Origin of the sequence: Pedobacter hartonius (assembly GCF_900107535.1) — a bacterium.
Classification (GTDB): Bacteria; Bacteroidota; Bacteroidia; order Sphingobacteriales; family Sphingobacteriaceae; genus Pedobacter; species Pedobacter hartonius.
In genome coordinates this window covers 190,218-210,831 of sequence record NZ_FNRA01000008.1, presented here as the reverse complement: position 1 = coordinate 210,831, position 20,614 = coordinate 190,218, and the positions used below count along the sequence as shown (strand labels likewise).

Genomic DNA, 20,614 nt, shown 5'->3' with positions numbered 1-20,614 from the left:
AATGAATATAGACCCAAATCACCCCTGGCATAATGTTTCTCCAGGCGCCAATTTACCGGAATCGGTAAACGCTATCATCGAAATCCCTAAGGGATCAAAAGCAAAGTATGAAATTGACAAAGATTCCAATTTAATCAAACTGGACCGCGTTCTTTTCTCTTCTGTAATGTACCCTGCGAACTACGGCTTCATTCCTCAAACTTATTGTGATGACAATGACCCCTTAGACATCCTTGTTCTGTGTTCTGTTGACGTTTATCCTCTGACCCTTCTTGAAGCAAAAGTGATTGGTGTAATGCATATGGTTGACAATGGTGAGCAGGATGATAAGATCATTGCTGTTGCTAAAAATGATATGTCGGTAAATTATATCAATGACATATCTGAACTGCCTCCGCACCAGATGAAAGAGATTGTAAGATTCTTCCAGGATTATAAAGCTTTAGAGATGAAAAACGTAACCATTGAAAAACTGATGGGCGTTACTTATGCTTATAAAGTAATTGAAGAAAGTATTGAACTTTATAATAGTACATTTAGAAACAACTCTTAATGGGCTTTCAGATATTCCTAACCTTTTTCTTGGTCGTCTTAAACGGCTTTTTCGTTGCAGCTGAGTTTGCAATCGTAAAAGTCAGAGCGTCGCAAATAGAAATTAAAGCTAAATCTGGTAATAGAGTAGCTAATATTGCTAAATATATTACACAACATCTTGATGGTTACCTGGCTGCAACGCAGCTGGGTATCACATTGGCATCACTAGGACTTGGCTGGGTTGGAGAATCAGTAATGGAACACCTGTTACGTAATCTGTTAACTTCCTTTACCCAAAATCCTGAATTCATCGCATCCTTTTCCAAAACAGCTTCCCCGATCATTGCATTTAGTTTTATTACGATTATGCATATCGTGTTCGGAGAGCTGGCACCGAAATCAATCGCAATTCAGCGTCCGGTAGCCACAACTCTTTTCATCTCCCTGCCATTACAGATCTTTTATGTGGTATTCAGGCCTTTTATCTGGTTGTTAAACGGATTGGCCAATATCATTCTGAAGATTTTCGGTATTTCTACTGTTGGCGGTCATGAGGCGGTGCATAGTACCGAAGAATTGTATTATCTGCTGGATCAGGGAAAGGAAAGCGGTGCTTTAGATACAAATGAGCATGAGCTGATCCGCAACGTGTTCGACTTCAATGAGCGCGTTGTAAAAAATATCATGGTGCCCCGTACCAAAATCTCGGGTATAGAATTATCGACACCCAAAGAGGAAGTCATTCAGCTGATCATTGCTGAAGGATATTCCAGAATGCCCGTATATGACGATATCATCGATAAGATTATCGGTATTATTCATGCTAAGGACGTTTTGCCCCTGCTGGCGGGAAATAAGGAATGGTCATTGAAAGACATCATCAGAAAGCCTTATTTTGTTCCTGAGACCAAAAAAATCAATGATCTGTTAAGTGAACTGCAGCAGAAGCGTATTCAGATCGCAATTGTGATTGATGAATTTGGCGGTACAGCCGGGATGGTTACGCTGGAGGATATCGTGGAAGAGATTGTTGGAGAGATCCAGGATGAGTACGATGAAGAAAAACCTACGGTAGAAAAGATATCTGACACTGAATTTGTAATCAATGCCTATGCTACTGTATATGATGTAAATGAACACCTGCCGCATGATCTGCCTGAGGATCTTGATTTTGATACCGTAGGCGGACTGGTTTCTCATGCTTTTGGCAAAATACCGGATGTGGGCGATAGCGAGGAATGTTACGGATATCTGTTTACTATCCTTAAGAAAACGGAACAAAACATTGAGACCATTAAGCTGGAGCTGGTGATCGAAAAAGATGATATGGTAGACAACCACTAAAAGCCTGAAGATGCATGTTTTTTATACGCCGGACATCAGCTCGTCTGATTATAGCCTGAACGAAGAGGAAAGCAGGCATTGTATGAAAGTGCTGAGGCTGGCAATAGGTGAGATAGTCCATCTCATTGACGGTCATGGTGGGTTATATGAAGCCGAAATCGTTGCTGAATCCAAAAGAAATGTTTCACTTCAAGTATTAAAAGCTACAAAAGAATACCAAAAAAGAAATCACAATCTCCATATTGCTGTGGCGCCGACCAAAAATATCGATCGCCTGGAGTGGTTTCTGGAAAAGGCTACAGAAATTGGAATAGACCAGATTACGCCTGTGATCTGTGAGCGGTCTGAACGGAAAATCGTAAAAGAAGACAGGTTAAATAAAGTGATCACCTCTGCAGTTAAGCAATCTCTGCAGGCCTATCACCCTGTCTTAAACGAGGCATTAACACTGAAAGAACTGTTCAGCAGCCACACGGCAGATCATAAAATGATTGCACATTGTATTGATGGCGAACCGCGCCGGTTTATCAGTGAGATTATCTCTCCCGGTCAAAGCTGCCTGATCCTTATCGGGCCTGAGGGAGATTTTAGCCCAAATGAAATTCAGATTGCTTTGCAAAATGACTTTAAACCACTAACTTTAGGTAATACACGCCTCAGAACGGAAACTGCTGCACTGGCAGCTTGTTTTGAAGTGAACTACCTGAACAGATGAACATTAAATTACTGATCTTATCTTCTTTACTTGTCGTTTTATTAAGTGGCTATCAGGCACCCACCTACCAGCTGGCAAGGCTAAAGTATAATGGCGGTGGTGACTGGTATGGCGACCGTACAGCGCTGATCAACCTGATTGCATTCTGTAATCAAAACCTGCATACCAATTTTTCAGATGAGGAGGCCACAGCCGAGGTTGGCAGCCCTGAGATTTTCAATTATCCCTTCATTTATATGACCGGACATGGCAACGTGACCTTCAGCACCCAGGAGGCCCTGAACCTGCGGAAGTATTTAACCGGAGGGGGATTTCTTCATGTGGATGATAACTATGGCTTAGACCGGTTTATTCGTGTGCAGATGAGGAAGGTGTTTCCTGAATTGTCATTTGTAGAACTGCCAGCCAGTCATCCTGTATACAATCAAAAGTTTAAACTTCCGGGGGGACTGCCGAAGGTACATGAACATAACGGTAAACCTGCCCAGGGATTCGCACTGATATGGAAAGGTAGAATGGTGTGTTTTTATTCTTTTGAAAGCGATCTTGGGAACGGCTGGGAGGATTTTGGTACTTATCCCGGCGATACGGCAGATAAGAGGTTACAGGCGCTTAAAATGGGTGCTAATTTGGTAGAATACGTATTAACTCAATAAAGGATGTACAGGATAAAAGTAAATGAGAAATATGCCTTTGAATTATCACCGGAAAATGATTCTTTCAAATTTCAGGGGGAAGACCTTGAACTGGACAAACATGAGCTGAAGGACGGACATTTACATTTTCTTTACCGGAACAAGTCATATCGTGCAGAAGTAGTTTCGGAGAACAGGGAGGAGAAAACGGCTGTTGTAAAAATAAACGGCAGATTGTACCATGTTGAAATTGAAGACCAGTATGACAGGTTGCTGAAAGCTATGGGGCTTAACGGTGTAGCCGGTAAACTGGCTCTGGAAGTAAAGGCGCCAATGCCGGGAATGGTGTTAAATGTGAACGTGACAGAAGGCCAGGAAATAAAAAAGGGAGACAGTCTGCTGGTCCTGGAAGCCATGAAAATGGAAAACATGCTGAAATCGGCAACTGACGGAGTGGTGAAGAAGATATTTGTGGGTAAAGGTGATAAGGTAGAAAAGAACCAGGTGCTGATAGAGTTTTCTGCATAAAAAAGGGGAGCTATCTGTGGTTGTTGCACAACTCACAGATAGCTCCCCTTTTATTAAAAATATTTTTTACTGTTTTTTGGCATTAAATGGTTTCTGCTGTTTAGGCTTAAACTGACGTTTTCCGTTAGGATGGATCTCAGATGCACCTAACATCGTCATTGCGCAGCGGAATCCAAGGTCGGCTGTAGATTCGTCCTGTTGCAGGAACCTTCTTGTAGCGGGGTTTAACCAAAGTGCCTGGTCATCCCATGAACCACCCTTATAAACCCTTGATTTATTGTTTACCAGGGTGATCTCGCCGTAGAGCTTATTTTCTTCATCACGGTAACCCCTCTGGTCAGCGTTATAGGTAGACGTTGGCGAAGCCGCAGTCGTAGCCGCGTTTTCCTGCGGCTGTGCAGCACCTGCAACAGCGGCTTGTTTCTCTGCCCAGGTTTGTTTTCTGCCCGCTATGGCAGGAGTCATGACCGGTCTGTTGTATTTATCTTTTTCCAGTCTTCCAGTCACCTGATCGGCAATTTTTTTATCCTGAAAATAATTTCCGCGGTAGGGGTTTAATGCTTCTGCGTCATCAAATGTATTTGAGCGGTAAACGTCAGATACCCATTCATTTACATTTCCTGCCATATTATACAATCCAAAATCATTTGGAACATAGGCACGTACAGGAACAGTAATACTTCCTTTATCGTTCAGCGTACCGCCCACACCCATGTAGTCACCTTTGGTTCTTTTAAAGTTGGCAAGGATCAGGCCGCGTGTTTTAGACTGGGCAGAACTGATGCCTAATCCATCCCAGGGATAGACCTTGTTGCTGCTGATGTTTTCGTATTCTGTATTTCCAATAAGGCCCAGGGCTGCATATTCCCATTCGGCCTCGGTAGGTAAGCGATAAGGTTGTTTTAAAATACCATCTTCCAGTCTGACGTTCCTTGTGGCACCGCCTTTTTGCGCTTTGCCATTTGCTGTTGCGGCTGTAGCAGCCGGGCTCAGGTCTTTCATTGCCCTTTTGCCTTTATCGTCATATTGTCCGTTTTGGTAAAGATCGGTCGTAAATGGCCCTGTAGGTTTGGCTGTAGTTGTTGCATTGGCTTTTTTGCTATTCTGCCCGCCGTAGAGGTCTCTGTAGGTAGTCATATAACCTTGTTCCCTCAGCAGTGACTCATTCACGATATCTGTTCTCCATGAACAATATCTTTGTGCCTGCTCCCATGATACACCCACAACAGGATAATCCTGATAGGCGGGGTGCCTGAGGTAGTTGTCTACGTAAGGTTCGTTATAGGAAAGAGGCCTGCGCCAAACTAAAGTGTCCGGAAGTTCATTGTAATAATATTCGTAATTGGTTGGGTCCACCCTTCTGATCCAGTTCAGGTATTCGAGCCAGTTGGTGTTCGATACTTCCGTTTCATCCATGTAAAAAGATGATACTGTGGTTTCCCTTTTATGGTTATAATCTTTAAGTTCCTGACCTGGTATATTGATCGCACTTCCGCTCATCACAAAAACACCGCCTTCTATTTCAACCAGCCCCGGGCCCGGTCCGCGTCTGAACTTAGTGTTCACCTGAAACCCTCCGTTTTCTGCTCTGTTATAAGCCAGTCCTGTTTTTTCTGAAGTGGCATTTCTATTAGATTTACACGAAATTAATGAGGATACAGACAGCAAAAATGCAAATGAATATAAGTATGTTTTTTCCATAGGATCATGTTGGGTAATTATGAGCATAAATTTACACAAAAAAAAACCAATGCACCAAAACAATTGATCAATAAGATGTTAAAATCGCTTATAATCAGCATGTTGTCGAATTCGTGGATTCCAATTTTTTGATTGATATGATTGGATTGCTTATTTAATTATATTTGGATAATATTACTCCTGTTAAATCATGCTGCTGATCGGCTTCAAGAGGTAATCAATTAATTAAGGACAATGAATCTTAAGCGCTTTTTGCAGTTTTTATCCGGAGGTTTTCTTTTAGTGTTCATAAGCAGTCCAATTGATGCACAAACGCTGTCTGAATCGCAAACTAACGGCAGCAGGTTTAATAGCATCAGAACGGCTGTTCCATTTTTGCTGATCAGCCCTGATGCCAGGGTTGGCGGAATGGGGGAGGCAGGGGCAGCCATTGCGCCTGATGTAAATTCTGTGAGTATCAACCCCTCAAAAATTGCTTTTCTTGAACAGCGTTCCGGGTTTTCTGTTTCTTACAGCCCATGGTTGAAAAATATTGCATCTGATATCAATCTTGGTTATTTAAGCGGGTTTTACAAAATTGATGCAAACAGTACGATCGGAAGTTCCCTGCGTTATTTTTCACTGGGCAAGATTCAACTGATGGACGCCAATCAGCAGGACCTGGGTACTGTTACGCCTAATGAATTTGCTTTTGACCTGACTTATGCACGTCGGTTCGGGGAGTCATTTTCTCTGGGTACTGCTGTCAGATACATCAATTCGAATATTGCAACCAATCAATTTTCTGTCGGGCAGGATACGAGATCTGGGAAATCCCTTGCGGTGGATGTATCGGCATATTTTAGAAAACAAACTTACTGGCTTGGTCATGATGCTATTCTTTCCGCAGGAATGAATATCTCGAATATCGGAACGAAAATGAGCTACTCTGATACGGGTGAGGAGTATTTTTTACCGACGAATTTAAAAATAGGTGGTGCCGGAACCTTTATTCTGGATGAAGAGAACGAAATTACGATCGCTTTAGACTTCAATAAATTGCTGGTGCCGACACAGCCAATATATAATGCCGACGGAAGCATACAGTCTGGTAAAGATCCGGACCGTTCCGTTCCATCCGGTATCTTTGGTTCGTTTACCGATGCACCGGGAGGAGCGGCTGAGGAGTTGAAAGAGATCAACATTGCTTCAGGACTGGAGTATTGGTACAATAAGAAGTTTGCTTTAAGAGCAGGTTATTTCTATGAGAATCCTCAAAAAGGGGGCAGGAGGTATTTCACCCTGGGTACCGGCATCAGGTATGAAGCGATGGAGCTTAACTTTTCTTACCTGCTGGCCAATTCGCAGAATAGTCCGCTGGCAAATACATTAAGATTTTCCCTGCTGTTCAATTTTGGAAATGCGGATAAATAAAATAAATTATAAAAATGAAGATTAAAGTAGGGTTTGGATTTGATGTACACCAATTAAAAGATCAGCATCCATTTGTAATGGGGGGGGTGACGCTTGAACACCACAAGGGGGCATTTGGGCATTCTGACGCGGATGTGCTGCTGCATGCGATATGTGATGCCCTTCTTGGGGCGGCAAACCTCAGGGATATCGGATTTCACTTCAAGAACACTGACCCGCGGTGGAAAGGGATCAGCAGCATGATCCTGTTACAGGAAACTGTAAAACTGCTCACAGAAAAGGGTTGGACGATAGGTAATATTGATGCCATGCTCTGCCTGGAAGCGCCAAAAATAAATCCGCATATCCCACAAATGCAGGAAAATATTTCGAAGGCTATTGATTTGCCTGTTGAAGACATTTCTATCAAGGCAACCACAAATGAGATGATGGGTTTTATCGGAAGAGAAGAAGGTGTGGTGGCCTATGCGGTTTGCCTCATTCAAAAATTGTAAAACAATTGGCTTTCGGGAGGGTTTTTATTGAAAACCATTCTTTATGAAAGATTTAGCGAAATACTTTTCTATAGCAGTTGTTGGCATATTGTCTTTGTCGGCTTGCTCCATGGGCGACAAAGGAAGTGAGAAGGTGCCGGACTCGGTAAAGATTGACACGAATATTAAAAGTCAGCAATCCTCTCCTCCGGCAAAGACCTCAGACACAACGCTGATTGATAGTCTTCAGACCGATACAGCAGTCAAAACCGGCAAAAAGCCATAAGATTATATTATCGTCTGAACGGGGAAAATTGTTTATTCCAGGTATCCGAATTTTCCCTGATTATAATCATCCAGGGCCTGTTTAATCTCTTCAGGCCTGTTCATCAGGAAGGGGCCATATTGAGCGATGGGCTCGTTTATAGGTTCGCCACTGAGGATCAGCACAATACTGTTGAGCTGTGCTTTCAGGCAGATCTTCTCTCCATCCTGGCTGAAGTATACAAATTGATTTTCGGCGGCCTTATGGTTACCATTTATAATAACTTCTCCCTCAATGATCAGGAAGCCGGTATGATAATGCGTCGGAAAGTTAAATAGGGCTTCTCCTTCAGGATTTAGTTTTGCATTGTAAACCTGAAGAGGCGTAAAGGTTGAAGCAGGGCCGTCCGTACCTTCATATTCCCCCGCAATAACTTCAATGGTACCGGCATCTGCAGCTAAAACATGTTTTCCAAGATCACTTTGCCTGATGGACTGATATTTAGGCGTACTCATTTTATCTTTTGCAGGCAGGTTTACCCAAAGTTGAACCATCTGGAACGGACCGCCGGACTTGCTGTATTCCTGTTCATGATATTCTTTGTGCAGGATTCCGCGAGCGGCAGTCATCCATTGTACATCGCCGGGATAGATAACACCTTTGTTGCCGGCGCTATCCTCATGTGCTATTGCTCCGTGATAAGAAAGTGTTACGGTTTCAAAACCACGATGCGGGTGTACACCGACGCCCCGTGGTTCTGATGAGGCCGTAAACTCCATTTTTGCGTTGAAATCAAGCAGAAAAAATGGGCTCATTTTTATTTTATATCCCCCGGGGAAAAAATTACTCACCTAAAAACCATCTCCAACCATGTGTGATGAAGGAGGGTTTAAGACTGACGAAACAGATTTTAAAGGATTTCCCATAGGGCTGAATATAAATGGTTATGCTTGTTTTATAAATTGCAGTTCGCCTAATATTTTAACATCTTCACTTACCACTACACCGCCGGTTTCAAGTGCTGCATTCCATGTCAGGCCGAAATCAGTTCTGTTGAATTTTCCGCTGATGCTGAATCCAGCTTTATTCTGGCCATAAAGATCTGTTACTGTACCGCCAAATTTAACGTCTAAAGTAACTGGTTTAGTTATGTCTTTGATCGTCAGGTTTCCTGCTAACTTATAATCGCCGCCTTCTTTTTTGAAGGATGTAGATTCGAAAGTGATCGATGGAAATTCATCAGCATTAAAGAAATCACCGCTTTTTAAGTGGCCGTCCCTGTCGCCGTTTCCGGTATCAACAGAATCTACACCAGCTTTGAAAGTCACTGCTGCATGTTCGAAATCTTCTGAGTCAGTAGTTAATTCTGCTGTGAAATCGTTAAAGCTACCTGTAACAGTAGTGATCATTAAATGTTTAACTTTAAATTGAAGTTCACTGTGTGCAGGATCCAATGTCCATTTAGTAGTTGCCATAATTTTTGATTTAAGATTGGTTATTTGTTATACCCAAAATTAGAACAATTTAATCAGGCTGACATTGATGTATGATAAGAAAAATTATGCTTTTAAGTGTTTGTGCGCAAGGTCTTTACGAACGCGGCTCAGGGACTCCGGAGTGATGCCTAAATAGGAAGCTATCATCCATTGTGGTACTCTAAGGGTTAGATTTGGATATAGTTTAATGAAATCCAGATAGCGCTCTTCAGCTGTTGCGCTCAGTAGCATGTTGATCCTTTTCTGCATGAAGCGGATCGAATTGTTTAAAATATTATTGTTGAAATCGTATAGGCAGGGTACATGTGCAGCCGAATCATTAATGTAGTTTCGCGGTATCATGAGGGCTGTGGTTGATTCTATCGCATCAATGTAAAAATCCGAAGGTTCATTGAAAAAGCCATTCCTTTCAGACAGCCACCAGAGTTCGGGGGCGAACTGAATGACATTCGCTTTCCCTTTGCTGTCTATAGAATAGCAGCGCAATAAGCCCTCTGTAACAAAGTAAGTTTTAGCGCTTGTTTCTCCGGGTGAAAGGATGAGCTTGTTTTTCTCAAAGGTTTTGACCTTAATATCCTTTGAAATGAAATCAAACTGTTCGTCAGTTATGGTTATATGTTTACGTAAATAATCTTTAAACTGATCCAGCATGTTACCTGATTGATAATTATTTATTCTTGACTTCGATATTGGCGAGGTCTGCACCACATTTACCACATCCTGACGCGCAGCCGCCACCTTTGGGAGCTACAGAACGATAGATGATGCGGCCAATATAGAAAAGTGCAGCCACAAATAAGAGTCCGACTAAAATAATTTGCATATCCATAGGTACAAAAATAATTAATCCGGCCCGAAGACCAGTCTGTAAAGTGTAAATTTCTTTTAACCAATGAGGCCCACCGTTCCGCCTGCCCATTGATCATCCGCATTGTGTCTCACACCCATCATTTCACCTTTGCTTAAACGTACAAGATTAATACATAGCAGGGGGCTGTCACCATCCGGCCAGATGTAGAGCAGTCTGATCTCTGCTTTGAGCAATCCGTTGGGTGATCTGATACAGGTTCATAGTGTACCTCTTTTTGCAGGATCCAGTTTTGCGGGTCTGAAAGTGTTTCGATATCCCTGCCTGATACATTGATGACCACTCCTCTGCCACCAAAAGAAAAAAGGGGCTTCAGGACATAATTTTCAAGATCTTCAGGAATGGTCGGAGTGTATTCACAAAACGGGTTTCCGGTACAAATTCATTTTTCAGGAAAGGCATGGTGTATTTGCTGATCCTGAAAAACCAGTTGGGGTGATCGGAAATTTCCAGTCTCGCCTGCGTGGTGTCTTTACAGATGCCGGTGCCAACTTCTACTACGGCCTGATGCATTTCTGCTTTTACCTGGTCCTTATAGATTTTGGGCGGCTTCAACTATCTTTTGACCATGTACTCTTCTTCAACACCAATTGTAAATTCATTTATCATCTTGTACTGTTAAAGTACAAAATTGTATTTTTTTCCTGTGCATTAATTTGTTTTTTATCTGTAAGGGAGGTTATCTTCCTTGCTCAGCTTCAATATTTCGTCAGATTCATGAATGAATATGCCTTTCCTGTCTTCGAGGGAAAGTCTGATCATTGCTTTTGCAATGGCCTCCACCTTGATGCTTCTGTATTTTTGAAACCTGCCGATCAGGAGCGGGTTAACTGCCTGCATAAGAATGCCCCCCATACTTTCTTTGAAACGTTTGTCCTTTCTGGAAGTTTCAAAAAGCGCCGGGCGGTAGATATGAATTGCTGGAAAAGGAATGGTTTTGATTTTATCTTCCGCTTCACCTTTTATCCTGATATACAGGGAAGAAGAGCTGGCATCAGCACGGATGAAGGAAACGAGGTGGAAGCTTTCGGCGCCGTTTTTTAGGGCAATCCTGCCCAGATCGGCAGGATACTGGCAATCTATTTTCCGGTATTCTTTTTCATCAGGAGTTTTACTTTTTGTGCTCCCTATACAGCAGAAAACAGCATCTCCCTTAATCTCCTCAGCGTGGTCATCGATGCGGTCGAAGTCTATCACTAACTGCTTCAATTTGGTATGTTGAATCCTCAATTCCCTGCGTACCAGGGCTAAAACGGAGGAATAACTTTTGTTCTCTAATAACTGAAATAATAAACTGCTACCTGTTGCCCCGCTTGCACCAACTAAAATTGCTTTCATTTTCATTTATTTTTTAGATTAAACAGCATTTTCTTCGTCAGGTTTAATTAAACTTAAATAAGTTGTTTATTTATTATCAAAGGTACTGAAATGATAGTGTTTTTTTCAAATTAAACCATTTTCAAACGATTGTGAAAAACGTTAATCTGGCAGATTTTCTTTTTCTGCCGGGCTGTATTATTTTAAATATATGACATTGCCCTAGCTGATAGGCTGATATATCAAAAATTTACGTTATCTTTGCGCCAAAATTAGGCGCATTTTATGCAAAAAATAAGAAATATAGCTATTATAGCACACGTTGACCACGGTAAAACTACATTGGTTGATAAGATTTTACACACTTGTTCTATTTTTCGTGACAACGAACAAACAGGTGACTTGATACTTGATAATAACGATTTAGAAAGAGAACGTGGTATCACGATCGTTTCTAAAAACGTTTCAGTAATGTATAAAGATGTTAAAATCAATATTATTGATACACCTGGTCACGCCGATTTCGGTGGTGAGGTTGAACGTGTATTAAAAATGGCTGATGGTGTATTGTTGTTATGCGATGCGTTTGAGGGAGCTATGCCTCAAACCCGTTTCGTTACTCAAAAAGCCCTCGCTTTAGGTCTTAAACCTATTGTTGTTGTCAACAAAGTAGATAAAGAGAACTGTCGTCCTGAAGAAGTATATGAGCAAATCTTTGAGTTGTTCTTTAACCTTGAGGCTACTGAAGATCAGTTAGACTTCCCTGTAATCTACGGTTCATCGAAACAAGGATGGATGAGTACTGACTGGAAGCATCCTACTACAGATATTTTCCCTTTGCTTGATGCTGTTGTTGCAAATATCCCAGCTCCGCCAATGCTGGAAGGAACTTTGCAGATGCAGATCACTTCACTGGATTATTCATCTTTTGTTGGTCGTATTGCGGTTGGACGTGTTCACCGTGGATCAATCAAAGAAAACCAGCCGGTTACGTTAATCAAACGTGATGGTAAAATGGTTAAATCAAGAGTAAAAGAACTGTATACCTTCGAAGGTCTTGGAAAAATCCGTACCACTGAAGTAAAATCAGGTGATATCTGCGCTGTTGTAGGTATTGACGGTTTTGATATTGGTGATACGATCTCTGATTTCGATGCTCCGGAACAACTTCCGGTTATCAAAATCGATGAGCCTACAATGAACATGCTGTTCACCATCAATAACTCTCCATTCTTCGGTAAAGAAGGTAAATTTGTTACGTCTCAGCGTATCAAAGAACGTTTGTACAAAGAGATGGAGAAAAATCTTGCCCTTAAAGTGGTTGAGACTGAATCTCCTGATGCTTATTTAGTATACGGAAGGGGTATTCTCCATTTATCAGTATTGATCGAGACGATGCGTCGCGAAGGGTACGAAATCCAGGTTGGACAACCTCAGGTAATCATCAAAGAAATTGATGGTAAAAAATGTGAGCCGGTTGAAACACTGATTGTTGACGTTCCCGGAGAAGTTGCCGGTAAAGTAATTGAACTGGTTACACAACGTAAAGGTGAATTGCTGATCATGGAACCAAAAGGTGATCTTCAGCATTTGGAGTTTGAAATTCCTGCACGTGGTATCATCGGATTAAGAAACAATGTATTAACTGCAACTGGTGGTGAAGCTATCATGGCCCACCGTTTCAAAGCTTACGAGCCTTGGAAAGGAACTATCCCGGGAAGGTTAAACGGTGTTCTTGTTTCTATGGAAAAAGGCAGCACAACTGCTTATTCAATTGATAAACTACAGGATCGCGGTCGTTTCTTCGTAGATCCGGGTGTTGATGTTTACGAAGGTCAGATCATGGGTGAGCACATTCGTGATAATGATTTGGTAGTGAACATTGTTAAAGGAAAAGCATTGACTAACATGCGTGCTTCAGGTACTGATGACAGCAATCGTATTGCTCCTGCAATTAAATTTTCATTAGAAGAGGCCATGGAGTATATCCAGGCTGATGAGTATATCGAAATTACGCCTTTAAGTATGCGTTTACGTAAGATCTTCCTAACGGAAAATGAGCGTAAAATCAAAGGCAAACAATTCCAATAGGGAATCGTAACCCATTAAGTAAAGCCTGTAAGCAATCGTTTACAGGCTTTTTTTATTTCCGGATAAAATGTTATTTTCATGAAGAACCGTCTAAATTCGTCTGACCTGCTGAAATTTTAAATAAACAATGATAAGCGATTCTTTACAAGATGGGCATCTGGCGTGATTTTACGTTAATCTTTGCCGGAATCTGGTTTTAAGGTCTAAAGGGATTGTCTGAATTGCAAAAAAAGGTACTAGATCGATGCTAACTGCTGCGCTTCAGCAGCAGTTAGCATCGATCTAGTACTCCTCTTTTTTCAGCGAAGCTAGAAGACACTCATCATCTACGACCGGTTGCATGGCAAAACATCATCTATGGCCGGTTCCAAGGCCTCGCAATGCTTCACGTGACAAAGCCCGCTTTTATGCGTGCTGTCCATCATGGACGCCTTCTGCAAACTCTTCCACTATCTTGTCATTAAAAGCAGGGAGATCTTTCGGACTCCGGCTGGTTACCAGACCCTGGTCTACTACTACTTCCGAATCTTCCCAGTTTGCTCCTGCATTGACCAGGTCAACTTTAATGGTTTTGGTAGATGTCAGGTTACGGCCTTCCACAACTTCTGCAGATATTAATACTTGCGGTCCGTGGCATATTGCAGCCACCGGTTTGCCGGCATCAAAGAATTCCCTCACAAAATTTAATGCATCTTCATTTTTCCGCAATGCATCGGGATTAAGTACCCCACCAGGAATTAAGAGCCCCTGATAATCATCTGCATTCGCTTCTGCTACGGTTTTATCCACATCAATCTGTACGGTCCATTCACTGTCGTGTTTCATCCCCCGTATTTTACCTGACTCCAAAGAAATGATATGTACTGTAGCACCTTCTTCTTTCAGTCTTTCAACCGGACTTGTCAGTTCTGATTCTTCAAATCCGTTCGCTGATAAAACAGCTATGTTACGATTACTTAATTTTCCCATTGTAGTATGTATTAAATTATACAAATACTACAAATCACAAAAAGTATTGTTTTTTTAAATTTAACCAGCAGGAGCTTCCACCGCTAAAAAATTAGAAAAAGCTCATGCAAGCTTCATTACCGATGAAAGAAATATATATATACCATGAAAAACTGATATGGAGAAGACATTCGTTCCCGGCGCAGATCAGTCGTTCGTACGGCGGTTTCTTATATAATATTGGGCGAGGTTGATGGCAATCCAGAAGTGATTGATCAGATTTGGGATGAGCCCATAGTACTTAGAGAATATATGAAAACGCTCTTTGAGGCTGGCCATATGTTTCTGCTTGGAGATGCCTCCAACCAGGTATTTGGCAACATAAGCGTGGGTGTTCACAATACTGGAAGCATTTTTTGCCACTTTGATGATCCAGTCGATATCAGCACTGTATTTGTATTTTAAATCGTAGGGCAGGGCCAGGCTTCGTTTTACATAGATGGCCTGGTGGCTGATGCTCATTCCGTGTTTAAAGCTTTTCCAGTCGAAAGTATCGGGGACGCTGTGCCTGCGCTGCCCGAGGCTATGCCAGTCTTCGTCGTACATTTCCGTTTCGCCGTAATAGATATCGGCGCCGGGGTAAGATTGAAAGATCTCTTTCACGGTATTGGGACTGTAGATCTCGTCTCCGGAGTTCATGAACAGCACATAGTCGCCCGTAGCCAGCGCAAGGCCTTTATTCATTGCATCATAAATGCCCCGGTCCTTTTCAGAGATAAACTGCGCCAGCTTATCTTTATAGCGGTAAATGATATCCCTGGTGCCATCGGTTGAAGCGCCGTCTATAATAATATATTCAATATCCGGATAGGTCTGGGTTAACACAGAGCGCAGGGTACGTTCAATATCTTTTGCATTGTTATAAACGATGGTGATGACACTAAGCTTTGGCTGCATGTTTCAGAATTGATAGATTAACGGGGATGTAAATTAATGAGCGACTGGTAGAGCAACATATGTTTTTCGGCAATCACTTCCTCAGAGAAATTGGTCAGTATCGTCAGCCGCGCCTGTTTCTGTATTTCTGCCGCACTTTCTTCATGGTATAGCCATTCCATTCCGGTGGCCAGATCTTCTGAGGATTCATAGTCTGCCAGGTAGCCATTTACCAGGTGCTGCACCATGTCCGGGATTCCACCTGTTTTAAAGGCTACTACCGGCGTGGCGCAGGCCAGGCTCTCCATCACGGTGTTTGGAAGGTTATCTTCCAGTGAGGGGGTTATAAACGCGTCAGCTGCCGAATAACACTTTGCCAGGTGGGTATCATTGTTAATTGTACCCAGGAATGTTGTTTTAAACGGAAATTGGGGCATTTCTGTATTTTCTTTATTTCCGAAGATCAGTAATTTTATATTTTCTTTTACGATGCCGGGTCTGCCGGCGAGGTCATTCAGTGCTGCGATCAGGTAATCAGTACCTTTATGTTTGTCGTTTTTTGAGGGCATAAAACCACTCATCAGCACAAACTTTTCCGGGGAGATATTCAGTAATTTTTTGGCCTCTGATTTTACATAAGGCTTGAAAATTGCGGTTTCAATAGTGTTTGGGATCACTGTAACTTCCCTTACGCCCATTAAACTGCTGAACTTGACGGAATTGGCCATCCATCTGCTTGGGGCAACGATATGAAAGCCAAGGTTTGTATAGCCTTTTTTCTTGCTCATCCAGTTCTGGTGGGAGATATCATTTTTGCCGCTGATCTTCAACAGGGGGCAGAAGCCGCATTGTTTATGAAAGTTCTCGCAGGAATAGCGGACATGGCAGCCGCCGGTAAAGGCATTGCTGTCATGAAAGGTCCATACGATGGGCTTATCGAGTTCTTCCAGTTCGGCGAGGTCTTTGGGTCTTAAAAATCCGTGGTTGATCCAGTGCAGGTGGATCAGGTCGGCATCCTTTAACAGGGGGTGGCTGGCTATGGAACGCCCGAACCATTGTATAGAAAAAGGTGTCTTCAATGCTTTTATCAGGGCTTTCGACAGGTATCTCTCAGAAAGGATATTAAACACTGCCCTTGCTTTCTGAAAAGGGGTGCTGCTGATGGCTGTAGCGTTGGTACTTTCCTTAAACTGGTAATATACCACCACACGCGACTCAGCGCCATTGGCATTCAATGCGTCACTTAGCCGCAGACATGCTCTTCCGGCACCTCCGTTCCCTTCGTATGTATTTAAGTGAACTACTTTCAATGTATCAAAATTACATATTATTGTGATCGTTTACGTAATTTCATCCCGTCAAAATTAATTCCCGGTTTGAACAGCAATTTAAATACTGACGCAGAATTGGTTAGTCCCCTCTGCATCAGCTGCTCATCAACAGAATGGAGTTAATTTCGTTACATGTTTTTCTTAACGGTATATGCGGCACGGTAGTATTCGTGTTTTATTTAAACAAACAAATATGAGTAACCTTTTAACTGACAGACAATTTTGGGTGAATTACTGGGAGAGTAAGACGGGCCTGTCGGTCAATATTCCTGCGGACTATCTGTTTCATAAAGAACTGGGGTCCATTATCAGCACACAAAATGTAAAGACGGCCATTGAGCTGGGAGGATTCCCCGGGTATTACGCTGTATTTCTGAAAAAATATTTTAAGCTCGATGTGACGCTGCTGGATTATTTTGTCCATCAGCCGGTGACCAATGCCCTGCTCAAGGCCAATGGTTTGAGCGAAAGCGATATCCATATTATTGAAACGGATCTGTTCAACCACCGGGAACTGCAAAAGTATGATCTTGTATTGTCCTGTGGTTTGATCGAACATTTCAATGATACGGGGGACATTATTCAGCGGCATATCGATTTCCTGAAACCCGGGGGTACATTATTGATCACCCTGCCAAACTTTAGGGCATTGAATGGCTGGTTTCAGAAATCATTTGATAAGGACAACTATGATAAACATAATATCGGCTGTATGGATCCGGAATTGCTGGCGGGTATATGCCGTGATCAGGGCCTTCAGGTTGTGCAGGCGAAATACTTTGGTCATTTCAGCCTCTGGCTGGAAAATGAACAGCAAAAGCCGGCAGGGCTGAGGATGTTAAAGAAATCGCTGTGGTTAGCGGGGAAGGTATTGACGAAAGTATTTCCTTTCAATTCAAAACAGCTTTCACCTTATATCATCTTAGAAGCAAAGAAACCGGTATAGTTATCCGGTCCGTTCTGCGATATATCTTTTTAAACGTTGCCATAAACTGCCTTTCCTTGTGCTCAGGAACTGTTTGATGGCATGGTAGGCAGCGGGGTTTTCCTGGATGATGTCCGGAAACAGCGTGATTGGCTTAGGGTTAATGATCACATTGTAGATATCATTAATGCCGGAGTGTACACCTGTACCATCGTGGCCGATGTTATTCACCAGAGAATGGGCGGGGTTTAGCGTAAGTCCGTTTTTAAGAAAGATGGAGGCGTACCAGCGGATTGCCCAGGAATTGTTCTTTCCATTTTTGAAGTCTGTCATCTGTTTCCAGAAATTCATGGTATGGTCAATTGAAAAGGCACTTTTTTTCCTGGCGTCAAACCGGGAGATCAGCGTATCGATATTGGGCTCAAAGTGTTGCCATGCCCTTTCCCAGGTAGCCCAGCCCCAGCTTGTGGCCGCGCGGTAGAAAAAAGACTCTGGCAGGGTATTCTCTTTCAGGTGGTACATGTAGGCGCCGATGTGCATCACGCGCTCTTCATTGCGGTAGCGGTTTAATCCGTCATTAAAATAGTTCAGGGTATAGGGAGAGCTGATCAGGTCATCCTCAAAAACGATCACCTGTTTATAATCTTTAACGAGCCTGCTTACCCCTGCGATCACGGAGTTGGCCAGGCCCATATTTTCTTTTCTTTCAATGATCTGTACAGATTTAAAGCCATCGATGGTCTTTAAAAAATCCCTCACTTCTGCAACCCTATCTGCATCTTCGGCCGTTTTGGGGCCGTCAGAAAAAATAAACAGGCGGCTTTCGGCAGCAAGTTCGTTCTCTTTCAGGAATTTAACCGTACGCTCAGTATGCTGAGGCCTGTTGTACACAAATAAAGCTATAGGGGCAAAAGTTTGCATGAATTAGAATATTTGCAGTGTCTGACTGGATTTCTGAGTTAGAACGGTATAAGCGTTTGCAAATTGTTCCTCTTTTCTCGTACCCAGCAGATTTCCGATAATTTTTTTAAGGCGGTACTCCATTTCTATTTTAATGATCCGGGAAAGTGCCTTCGGGGCTTTCTTGTTGACGAACTCGTTGAATCTGGTAGTTGCAGGGGGCGTCATTGACAGGCGGTCTGCCACTACTGCCAGTCCTTCGCTTTGCAGGAGGAAACGCAGGGATGTAGGGGTATACATATTGATATGCCCGTAATCCAGGAAATGCTTCATTCTTTTATCCACTCCGAAGCGGTAGTCCAGGGGTACTTCAATCACGATGTTCTTTGCGATACGTTTCAGTTCCCTGAGCAGTATCCGTTCGTGTTCAACATGTTCCAGCACGTGTGACAGGATCACCAGGTCAAAGCTGTCATCCGCATAGGGGATCTGGTAGCCATCAAAACTTTTGGCTTCCACCAGGTGGCTCAATCCACGTCTGCTGATCAGGGATACGCCGGTTTCCGCAATTTCCAGTGCATACAGTTCCCTGCCAAAGTTCCATTCATTTAAAAAATGAAGGATACTGCCATCACCTGCACCCACTTCAAGCACTTTTACCGGCTGCAGGCTTTTGCAGACTGTGACGATGTTAGTGGCTTTTGACTGTGCGCCAAGCATCCGCCATTCCGAGTCGTCTTTGGTATAAAAGTCATTATATGCTGATTTTACGTCGTCACTTAACATCATTATTCCTATTTGAATTTATAAGTATATATATTTTTTGGATGAGCGTCAACAATAATATGGATTCCAACATCAATATACCTTGTTGACGTGTACGTGGAATTAATAATAGGTAGAACGTACTTACAAAACAAGCGATAAGTGTCGCAAAAGATGCGCCCATTCCGCCATATTTTGGAATCAGGTATAAATTTAGCAGGATATTTACAATTGCACCCATGGCAGTTCGTTGAAAAGAAATCATCGTAAAGCCCTCTGCCAACAGATATTGTGAGCTTGCACTCCCTAAAAACACGAATATACCAGACCAAATGTGAACGGATAACATAGGTCCGGCCCCTTCATACATATTTCCATATAACAACTGAATGATGAAGGTGCCACAAAAACTAACAGCCAGAGCTCCGGGAAGACTAATAAAAACCAGAAGATCATATAGGTTTCTTATACGCTTTTTATAGCGTTCCAGATCGGTTTTACGTGCCTGGATGATGGCTGGAAATACAGATGTAACAATTGCTACGGGGATAAAATACCAAGCTTCACTCAACCTGGCAGCTGCGCTATAAATACCAACTTCTACACTGCCAACATTTTTAAGCATCACCTGGTCGATTTTCATATAAATGGAAATCATAATTGCAGATAGGATTAATGGGCTGGATTTTTTTAAAAGTTGGTAAGCGCGAGACGTATTAAATGTTAAGTTAGCGAGACGGAACCCTTGTCGCTGGTACATAAAAATTAATCCAATAGCCAAAATAAAACTGTCAAACGTAAGTGAACCGGCAAAGTAGATGAGTGGCAGCTTAAATACTACCAGTAATATTTTAACGACGGCGGAAATAATGATGCAGATATTTTGAATATAAACAACGAATTTCGACTGTACCTGAGATTGAAAATATGAATCAATGACATTAAACGATTTGAAAAATGATACCAAGGATAGAATTAAAATCATCCAGGTCAGCGCGTCTACCGGCTTTTTTGCATCATGATAAAACAATACAAATATTCCTACCGTAATAGGAACCAGCAGCAAATTGGTTCCCAGGCGCATCAACAATGAAGTTCCTAAAATTTCGTCTCTTTTGTTAGGTTCATTGATGATTTCTCTGATGATGAAGCTATCAAGCCCTAAAGTCCCTATTGCGGCCAGTATTGCAGTAAATGCATCAGCAAAACTTAGATCCCCAAAAGATGCTGGTTGTAAGTATTTTGCTATAACAAAACTTACTACCATACTTAACAGCTTTCCAAACATCAGCCAGCTGGTATTTTTGAAATACTTCTCAAATGCAACTTCGTCAAAACCATTTAACAGTGGAATTTTCATTGCCCCAAAGATGGCAATTTATATACTTATTTGGCCAAAATAATCAATGGCTGTAAAAATCCTGCCTGG

Annotated in this window: 24 protein-coding genes; 10 read left to right on the top strand and 14 right to left on the bottom strand. The window is 42.3% G+C overall.

Going from position 1 to position 20,614, the window contains the following annotated elements; genetic code table 11:
* Position 1: 1 nt before the first annotated feature.
* The 5 genes from BLW16_RS15115 to BLW16_RS15095 are packed head-to-tail and all read left to right on the top strand — an operon-like array spanning position 2 to position 3,756.
* Positions 2-553 carry an inorganic diphosphatase gene (locus BLW16_RS15115; protein ID WP_090558096.1) on the top strand — a complete coding sequence of 184 codons (552 nt, stop codon included), beginning with the start codon at positions 2-4 and terminating at the stop codon, positions 551-553.
* Positions 553-1,878: a hemolysin family protein gene (locus BLW16_RS15110; RefSeq protein WP_090558094.1), complete on the top strand. Its 1,326-nt coding sequence runs from the start codon at positions 553-555 to the stop codon at positions 1,876-1,878. The genes BLW16_RS15115 and BLW16_RS15110 overlap by 1 nt, the downstream gene beginning before the upstream one ends.
* 10 nt (positions 1,879-1,888) lie before the next feature.
* Positions 1,889-2,593, top strand: coding sequence for a 16S rRNA (uracil(1498)-N(3))-methyltransferase (locus BLW16_RS15105; RefSeq protein ID WP_090558092.1), 705 nt, complete (start codon positions 1,889-1,891; stop codon positions 2,591-2,593).
* Complete coding sequence (locus BLW16_RS15100) at positions 2,590-3,249, top strand: DUF4159 domain-containing protein (RefSeq protein WP_090558090.1); 660 nt, start codon at positions 2,590-2,592, stop codon at positions 3,247-3,249. The genes BLW16_RS15105 and BLW16_RS15100 overlap by 4 nt, the downstream gene beginning before the upstream one ends.
* A 3-nt stretch (positions 3,250-3,252) precedes the next feature.
* Positions 3,253-3,756: an acyl-CoA carboxylase biotin carboxyl carrier protein subunit gene (locus tag BLW16_RS15095; RefSeq protein ID WP_090558088.1), complete on the top strand. Its 504-nt coding sequence runs from the start codon at positions 3,253-3,255 to the stop codon at positions 3,754-3,756.
* A 66-nt stretch (positions 3,757-3,822) separates the two neighbouring features.
* Here the strand turns inward: BLW16_RS15095 and BLW16_RS15090 are convergent, their stop codons facing one another.
* On the bottom strand, positions 3,823-5,457 hold the full coding sequence (locus tag BLW16_RS15090) for an SUMF1/EgtB/PvdO family nonheme iron enzyme (protein ID WP_090558086.1): 1,635 nt from the start codon (positions 5,455-5,457) through the stop codon (positions 3,823-3,825).
* Positions 5,458-5,691: 234 nt separating this feature from the next.
* On the opposite strand from BLW16_RS15090, the gene porV reads away from it, so the two are divergent.
* The 3 genes from porV to BLW16_RS23025 are packed head-to-tail and all read left to right on the top strand — an operon-like array spanning position 5,692 to position 7,629.
* Complete coding sequence (gene porV, locus BLW16_RS15085; protein WP_090558084.1) at positions 5,692-6,870, top strand: type IX secretion system outer membrane channel protein PorV; 1,179 nt, start codon at positions 5,692-5,694, stop codon at positions 6,868-6,870.
* Between the two features lie 14 nt (positions 6,871-6,884).
* Positions 6,885-7,364, top strand: coding sequence for a 2-C-methyl-D-erythritol 2,4-cyclodiphosphate synthase (ispF, locus tag BLW16_RS15080; RefSeq protein WP_090558082.1), 480 nt, complete (start codon positions 6,885-6,887; stop codon positions 7,362-7,364).
* 43 nt (positions 7,365-7,407) lie between these two features.
* The gene (locus BLW16_RS23025) at positions 7,408-7,629 is read left to right on the top strand and encodes a hypothetical protein (RefSeq protein ID WP_139298329.1); all 222 of its coding nucleotides are present in this window, start codon (positions 7,408-7,410) and stop codon (positions 7,627-7,629) included.
* Positions 7,630-7,661: 32 nt separating this feature from the next.
* Here BLW16_RS23025 and BLW16_RS15075 read toward each other — a convergent pair whose 3' ends face one another.
* The 7 genes from BLW16_RS15075 to BLW16_RS15050 all read right to left on the bottom strand — a co-directional run bounded on the left by BLW16_RS15075 (position 7,662) and on the right by BLW16_RS15050 (position 11,310).
* Positions 7,662-8,423 carry a pirin family protein gene (locus BLW16_RS15075; protein WP_245735302.1) on the bottom strand — a complete coding sequence of 254 codons (762 nt, stop codon included), beginning with the start codon at positions 8,421-8,423 and terminating at the stop codon, positions 7,662-7,664.
* Positions 8,424-8,552: 129 nt separating this feature from the next.
* Complete coding sequence (locus tag BLW16_RS15070; RefSeq protein WP_090558080.1) at positions 8,553-9,083, bottom strand: YceI family protein; 531 nt, start codon at positions 9,081-9,083, stop codon at positions 8,553-8,555.
* Between the two features lie 84 nt (positions 9,084-9,167).
* Positions 9,168-9,755, bottom strand: a complete 588-nt coding sequence (locus BLW16_RS15065) for a Crp/Fnr family transcriptional regulator (RefSeq protein ID WP_090558078.1) — start codon at positions 9,753-9,755, stop codon at positions 9,168-9,170.
* Positions 9,756-9,771: 16 nt separating this feature from the next.
* Positions 9,772-9,933: a FeoB-associated Cys-rich membrane protein gene (locus BLW16_RS15060; RefSeq protein WP_090558076.1), complete on the bottom strand. Its 162-nt coding sequence runs from the start codon at positions 9,931-9,933 to the stop codon at positions 9,772-9,774.
* A 56-nt stretch (positions 9,934-9,989) separates the two neighbouring features.
* Complete coding sequence (locus BLW16_RS23275) at positions 9,990-10,148, bottom strand: hypothetical protein (RefSeq protein WP_175470592.1); 159 nt, start codon at positions 10,146-10,148, stop codon at positions 9,990-9,992.
* 136 nt (positions 10,149-10,284) lie between these two features.
* Complete coding sequence (locus BLW16_RS23710; RefSeq protein WP_245735301.1) at positions 10,285-10,527, bottom strand: hypothetical protein; 243 nt, start codon at positions 10,525-10,527, stop codon at positions 10,285-10,287.
* Between the two features lie 108 nt (positions 10,528-10,635).
* Complete coding sequence (locus BLW16_RS15050) at positions 10,636-11,310, bottom strand: NAD(P)H-binding protein (RefSeq protein WP_175470591.1); 675 nt, start codon at positions 11,308-11,310, stop codon at positions 10,636-10,638.
* Positions 11,311-11,574: 264 nt separating this feature from the next.
* On the opposite strand from BLW16_RS15050, the gene typA reads away from it, so the two are divergent.
* Positions 11,575-13,380 (top strand): translational GTPase TypA, encoded by a 1,806-nt coding sequence (typA, locus tag BLW16_RS15045; protein WP_090558072.1) that lies wholly within the window; start codon positions 11,575-11,577, stop codon positions 13,378-13,380.
* A 405-nt stretch (positions 13,381-13,785) separates the two neighbouring features.
* Here the strand turns inward: typA and BLW16_RS15040 are convergent, their stop codons facing one another.
* The 3 genes from BLW16_RS15040 to BLW16_RS15030 form a co-directional block, all read right to left on the bottom strand.
* On the bottom strand, positions 13,786-14,349 hold the full coding sequence (locus BLW16_RS15040; protein WP_090558070.1) for a type 1 glutamine amidotransferase domain-containing protein: 564 nt from the start codon (positions 14,347-14,349) through the stop codon (positions 13,786-13,788).
* A 186-nt stretch (positions 14,350-14,535) separates the two neighbouring features.
* Positions 14,536-15,285, bottom strand: a complete 750-nt coding sequence (locus tag BLW16_RS15035; RefSeq protein ID WP_090558068.1) for a glycosyltransferase family 2 protein — start codon at positions 15,283-15,285, stop codon at positions 14,536-14,538.
* A 17-nt stretch (positions 15,286-15,302) separates the two neighbouring features.
* Positions 15,303-16,574 carry a glycosyltransferase gene (locus BLW16_RS15030; protein ID WP_090558066.1) on the bottom strand — a complete coding sequence of 424 codons (1,272 nt, stop codon included), beginning with the start codon at positions 16,572-16,574 and terminating at the stop codon, positions 15,303-15,305.
* A 214-nt stretch (positions 16,575-16,788) separates the two neighbouring features.
* Here BLW16_RS15030 and BLW16_RS15025 point away from each other — a divergent pair, with 214 nt between their 5' ends.
* A complete protein-coding gene (locus BLW16_RS15025) occupies positions 16,789-17,541 on the top strand; it encodes a class I SAM-dependent methyltransferase (protein ID WP_090558063.1) in 753 nt (250 codons plus the stop codon).
* Here the strand turns inward: BLW16_RS15025 and BLW16_RS15020 are convergent, their stop codons facing one another.
* From BLW16_RS15020 to BLW16_RS15010, 3 genes are read right to left on the bottom strand one after another with little or no spacing between them, the layout of a single operon-like run.
* The gene (locus BLW16_RS15020; protein ID WP_090558061.1) at positions 17,542-18,441 is read right to left on the bottom strand and encodes a glycosyltransferase; all 900 of its coding nucleotides are present in this window, start codon (positions 18,439-18,441) and stop codon (positions 17,542-17,544) included.
* Between the two features lie 3 nt (positions 18,442-18,444).
* Complete coding sequence (locus BLW16_RS15015) at positions 18,445-19,209, bottom strand: class I SAM-dependent methyltransferase (protein WP_245735300.1); 765 nt, start codon at positions 19,207-19,209, stop codon at positions 18,445-18,447.
* Positions 19,196-20,545, bottom strand: a complete 1,350-nt coding sequence (locus BLW16_RS15010) for a flippase (protein WP_090558057.1) — start codon at positions 20,543-20,545, stop codon at positions 19,196-19,198. The genes BLW16_RS15015 and BLW16_RS15010 overlap by 14 nt, the downstream gene beginning before the upstream one ends.
* Positions 20,546-20,614 lie beyond the last annotated feature (69 nt).

Coding starts and splice junctions, on each gene's coding strand:
- BLW16_RS23025 (WP_139298329.1), top strand. CDS start 7,408: ATGAAAGATTTAGCGAAATACTTTTCTATAGCAGTTGTTGGCATATTG.
- ispF (WP_090558082.1), top strand. CDS start 6,885: ATGAAGATTAAAGTAGGGTTTGGATTTGATGTACACCAATTAAAAGAT.
- BLW16_RS15050 (WP_175470591.1), bottom strand. CDS start 11,310: ATGAAAGCAATTTTAGTTGGTGCAAGCGGGGCAACAGGTAGCAGTTTA.
- BLW16_RS15010 (WP_090558057.1), bottom strand. CDS start 20,545: ATGAAAATTCCACTGTTAAATGGTTTTGACGAAGTTGCATTTGAGAAG.
- BLW16_RS15035 (WP_090558068.1), bottom strand. CDS start 15,285: ATGCAGCCAAAGCTTAGTGTCATCACCATCGTTTATAACAATGCAAAA.
- BLW16_RS15095 (WP_090558088.1), top strand. CDS start 3,253: ATGTACAGGATAAAAGTAAATGAGAAATATGCCTTTGAATTATCACCG.
- BLW16_RS15020 (WP_090558061.1), bottom strand. CDS start 18,441: ATGCAAACTTTTGCCCCTATAGCTTTATTTGTGTACAACAGGCCTCAG.
- BLW16_RS15075 (WP_245735302.1), bottom strand. CDS start 8,423: ATGAGCCCATTTTTTCTGCTTGATTTCAACGCAAAAATGGAGTTTACG.
- BLW16_RS15115 (WP_090558096.1), top strand. CDS start 2: ATGAATATAGACCCAAATCACCCCTGGCATAATGTTTCTCCAGGCGCC.
- BLW16_RS15070 (WP_090558080.1), bottom strand. CDS start 9,083: ATGGCAACTACTAAATGGACATTGGATCCTGCACACAGTGAACTTCAA.
- BLW16_RS15090 (WP_090558086.1), bottom strand. CDS start 5,457: ATGGAAAAAACATACTTATATTCATTTGCATTTTTGCTGTCTGTATCC.
- BLW16_RS15060 (WP_090558076.1), bottom strand. CDS start 9,933: ATGGATATGCAAATTATTTTAGTCGGACTCTTATTTGTGGCTGCACTT.
- BLW16_RS15100 (WP_090558090.1), top strand. CDS start 2,590: ATGAACATTAAATTACTGATCTTATCTTCTTTACTTGTCGTTTTATTA.
- typA (WP_090558072.1), top strand. CDS start 11,575: ATGCAAAAAATAAGAAATATAGCTATTATAGCACACGTTGACCACGGT.
- BLW16_RS15110 (WP_090558094.1), top strand. CDS start 553: ATGGGCTTTCAGATATTCCTAACCTTTTTCTTGGTCGTCTTAAACGGC.
- BLW16_RS15065 (WP_090558078.1), bottom strand. CDS start 9,755: ATGCTGGATCAGTTTAAAGATTATTTACGTAAACATATAACCATAACT.
- porV (WP_090558084.1), top strand. CDS start 5,692: ATGAATCTTAAGCGCTTTTTGCAGTTTTTATCCGGAGGTTTTCTTTTA.
- BLW16_RS15105 (WP_090558092.1), top strand. CDS start 1,889: ATGCATGTTTTTTATACGCCGGACATCAGCTCGTCTGATTATAGCCTG.
- BLW16_RS15040 (WP_090558070.1), bottom strand. CDS start 14,349: ATGGGAAAATTAAGTAATCGTAACATAGCTGTTTTATCAGCGAACGGA.
- BLW16_RS15015 (WP_245735300.1), bottom strand. CDS start 19,209: ATGATGTTAAGTGACGACGTAAAATCAGCATATAATGACTTTTATACC.
- BLW16_RS15025 (WP_090558063.1), top strand. CDS start 16,789: ATGAGTAACCTTTTAACTGACAGACAATTTTGGGTGAATTACTGGGAG.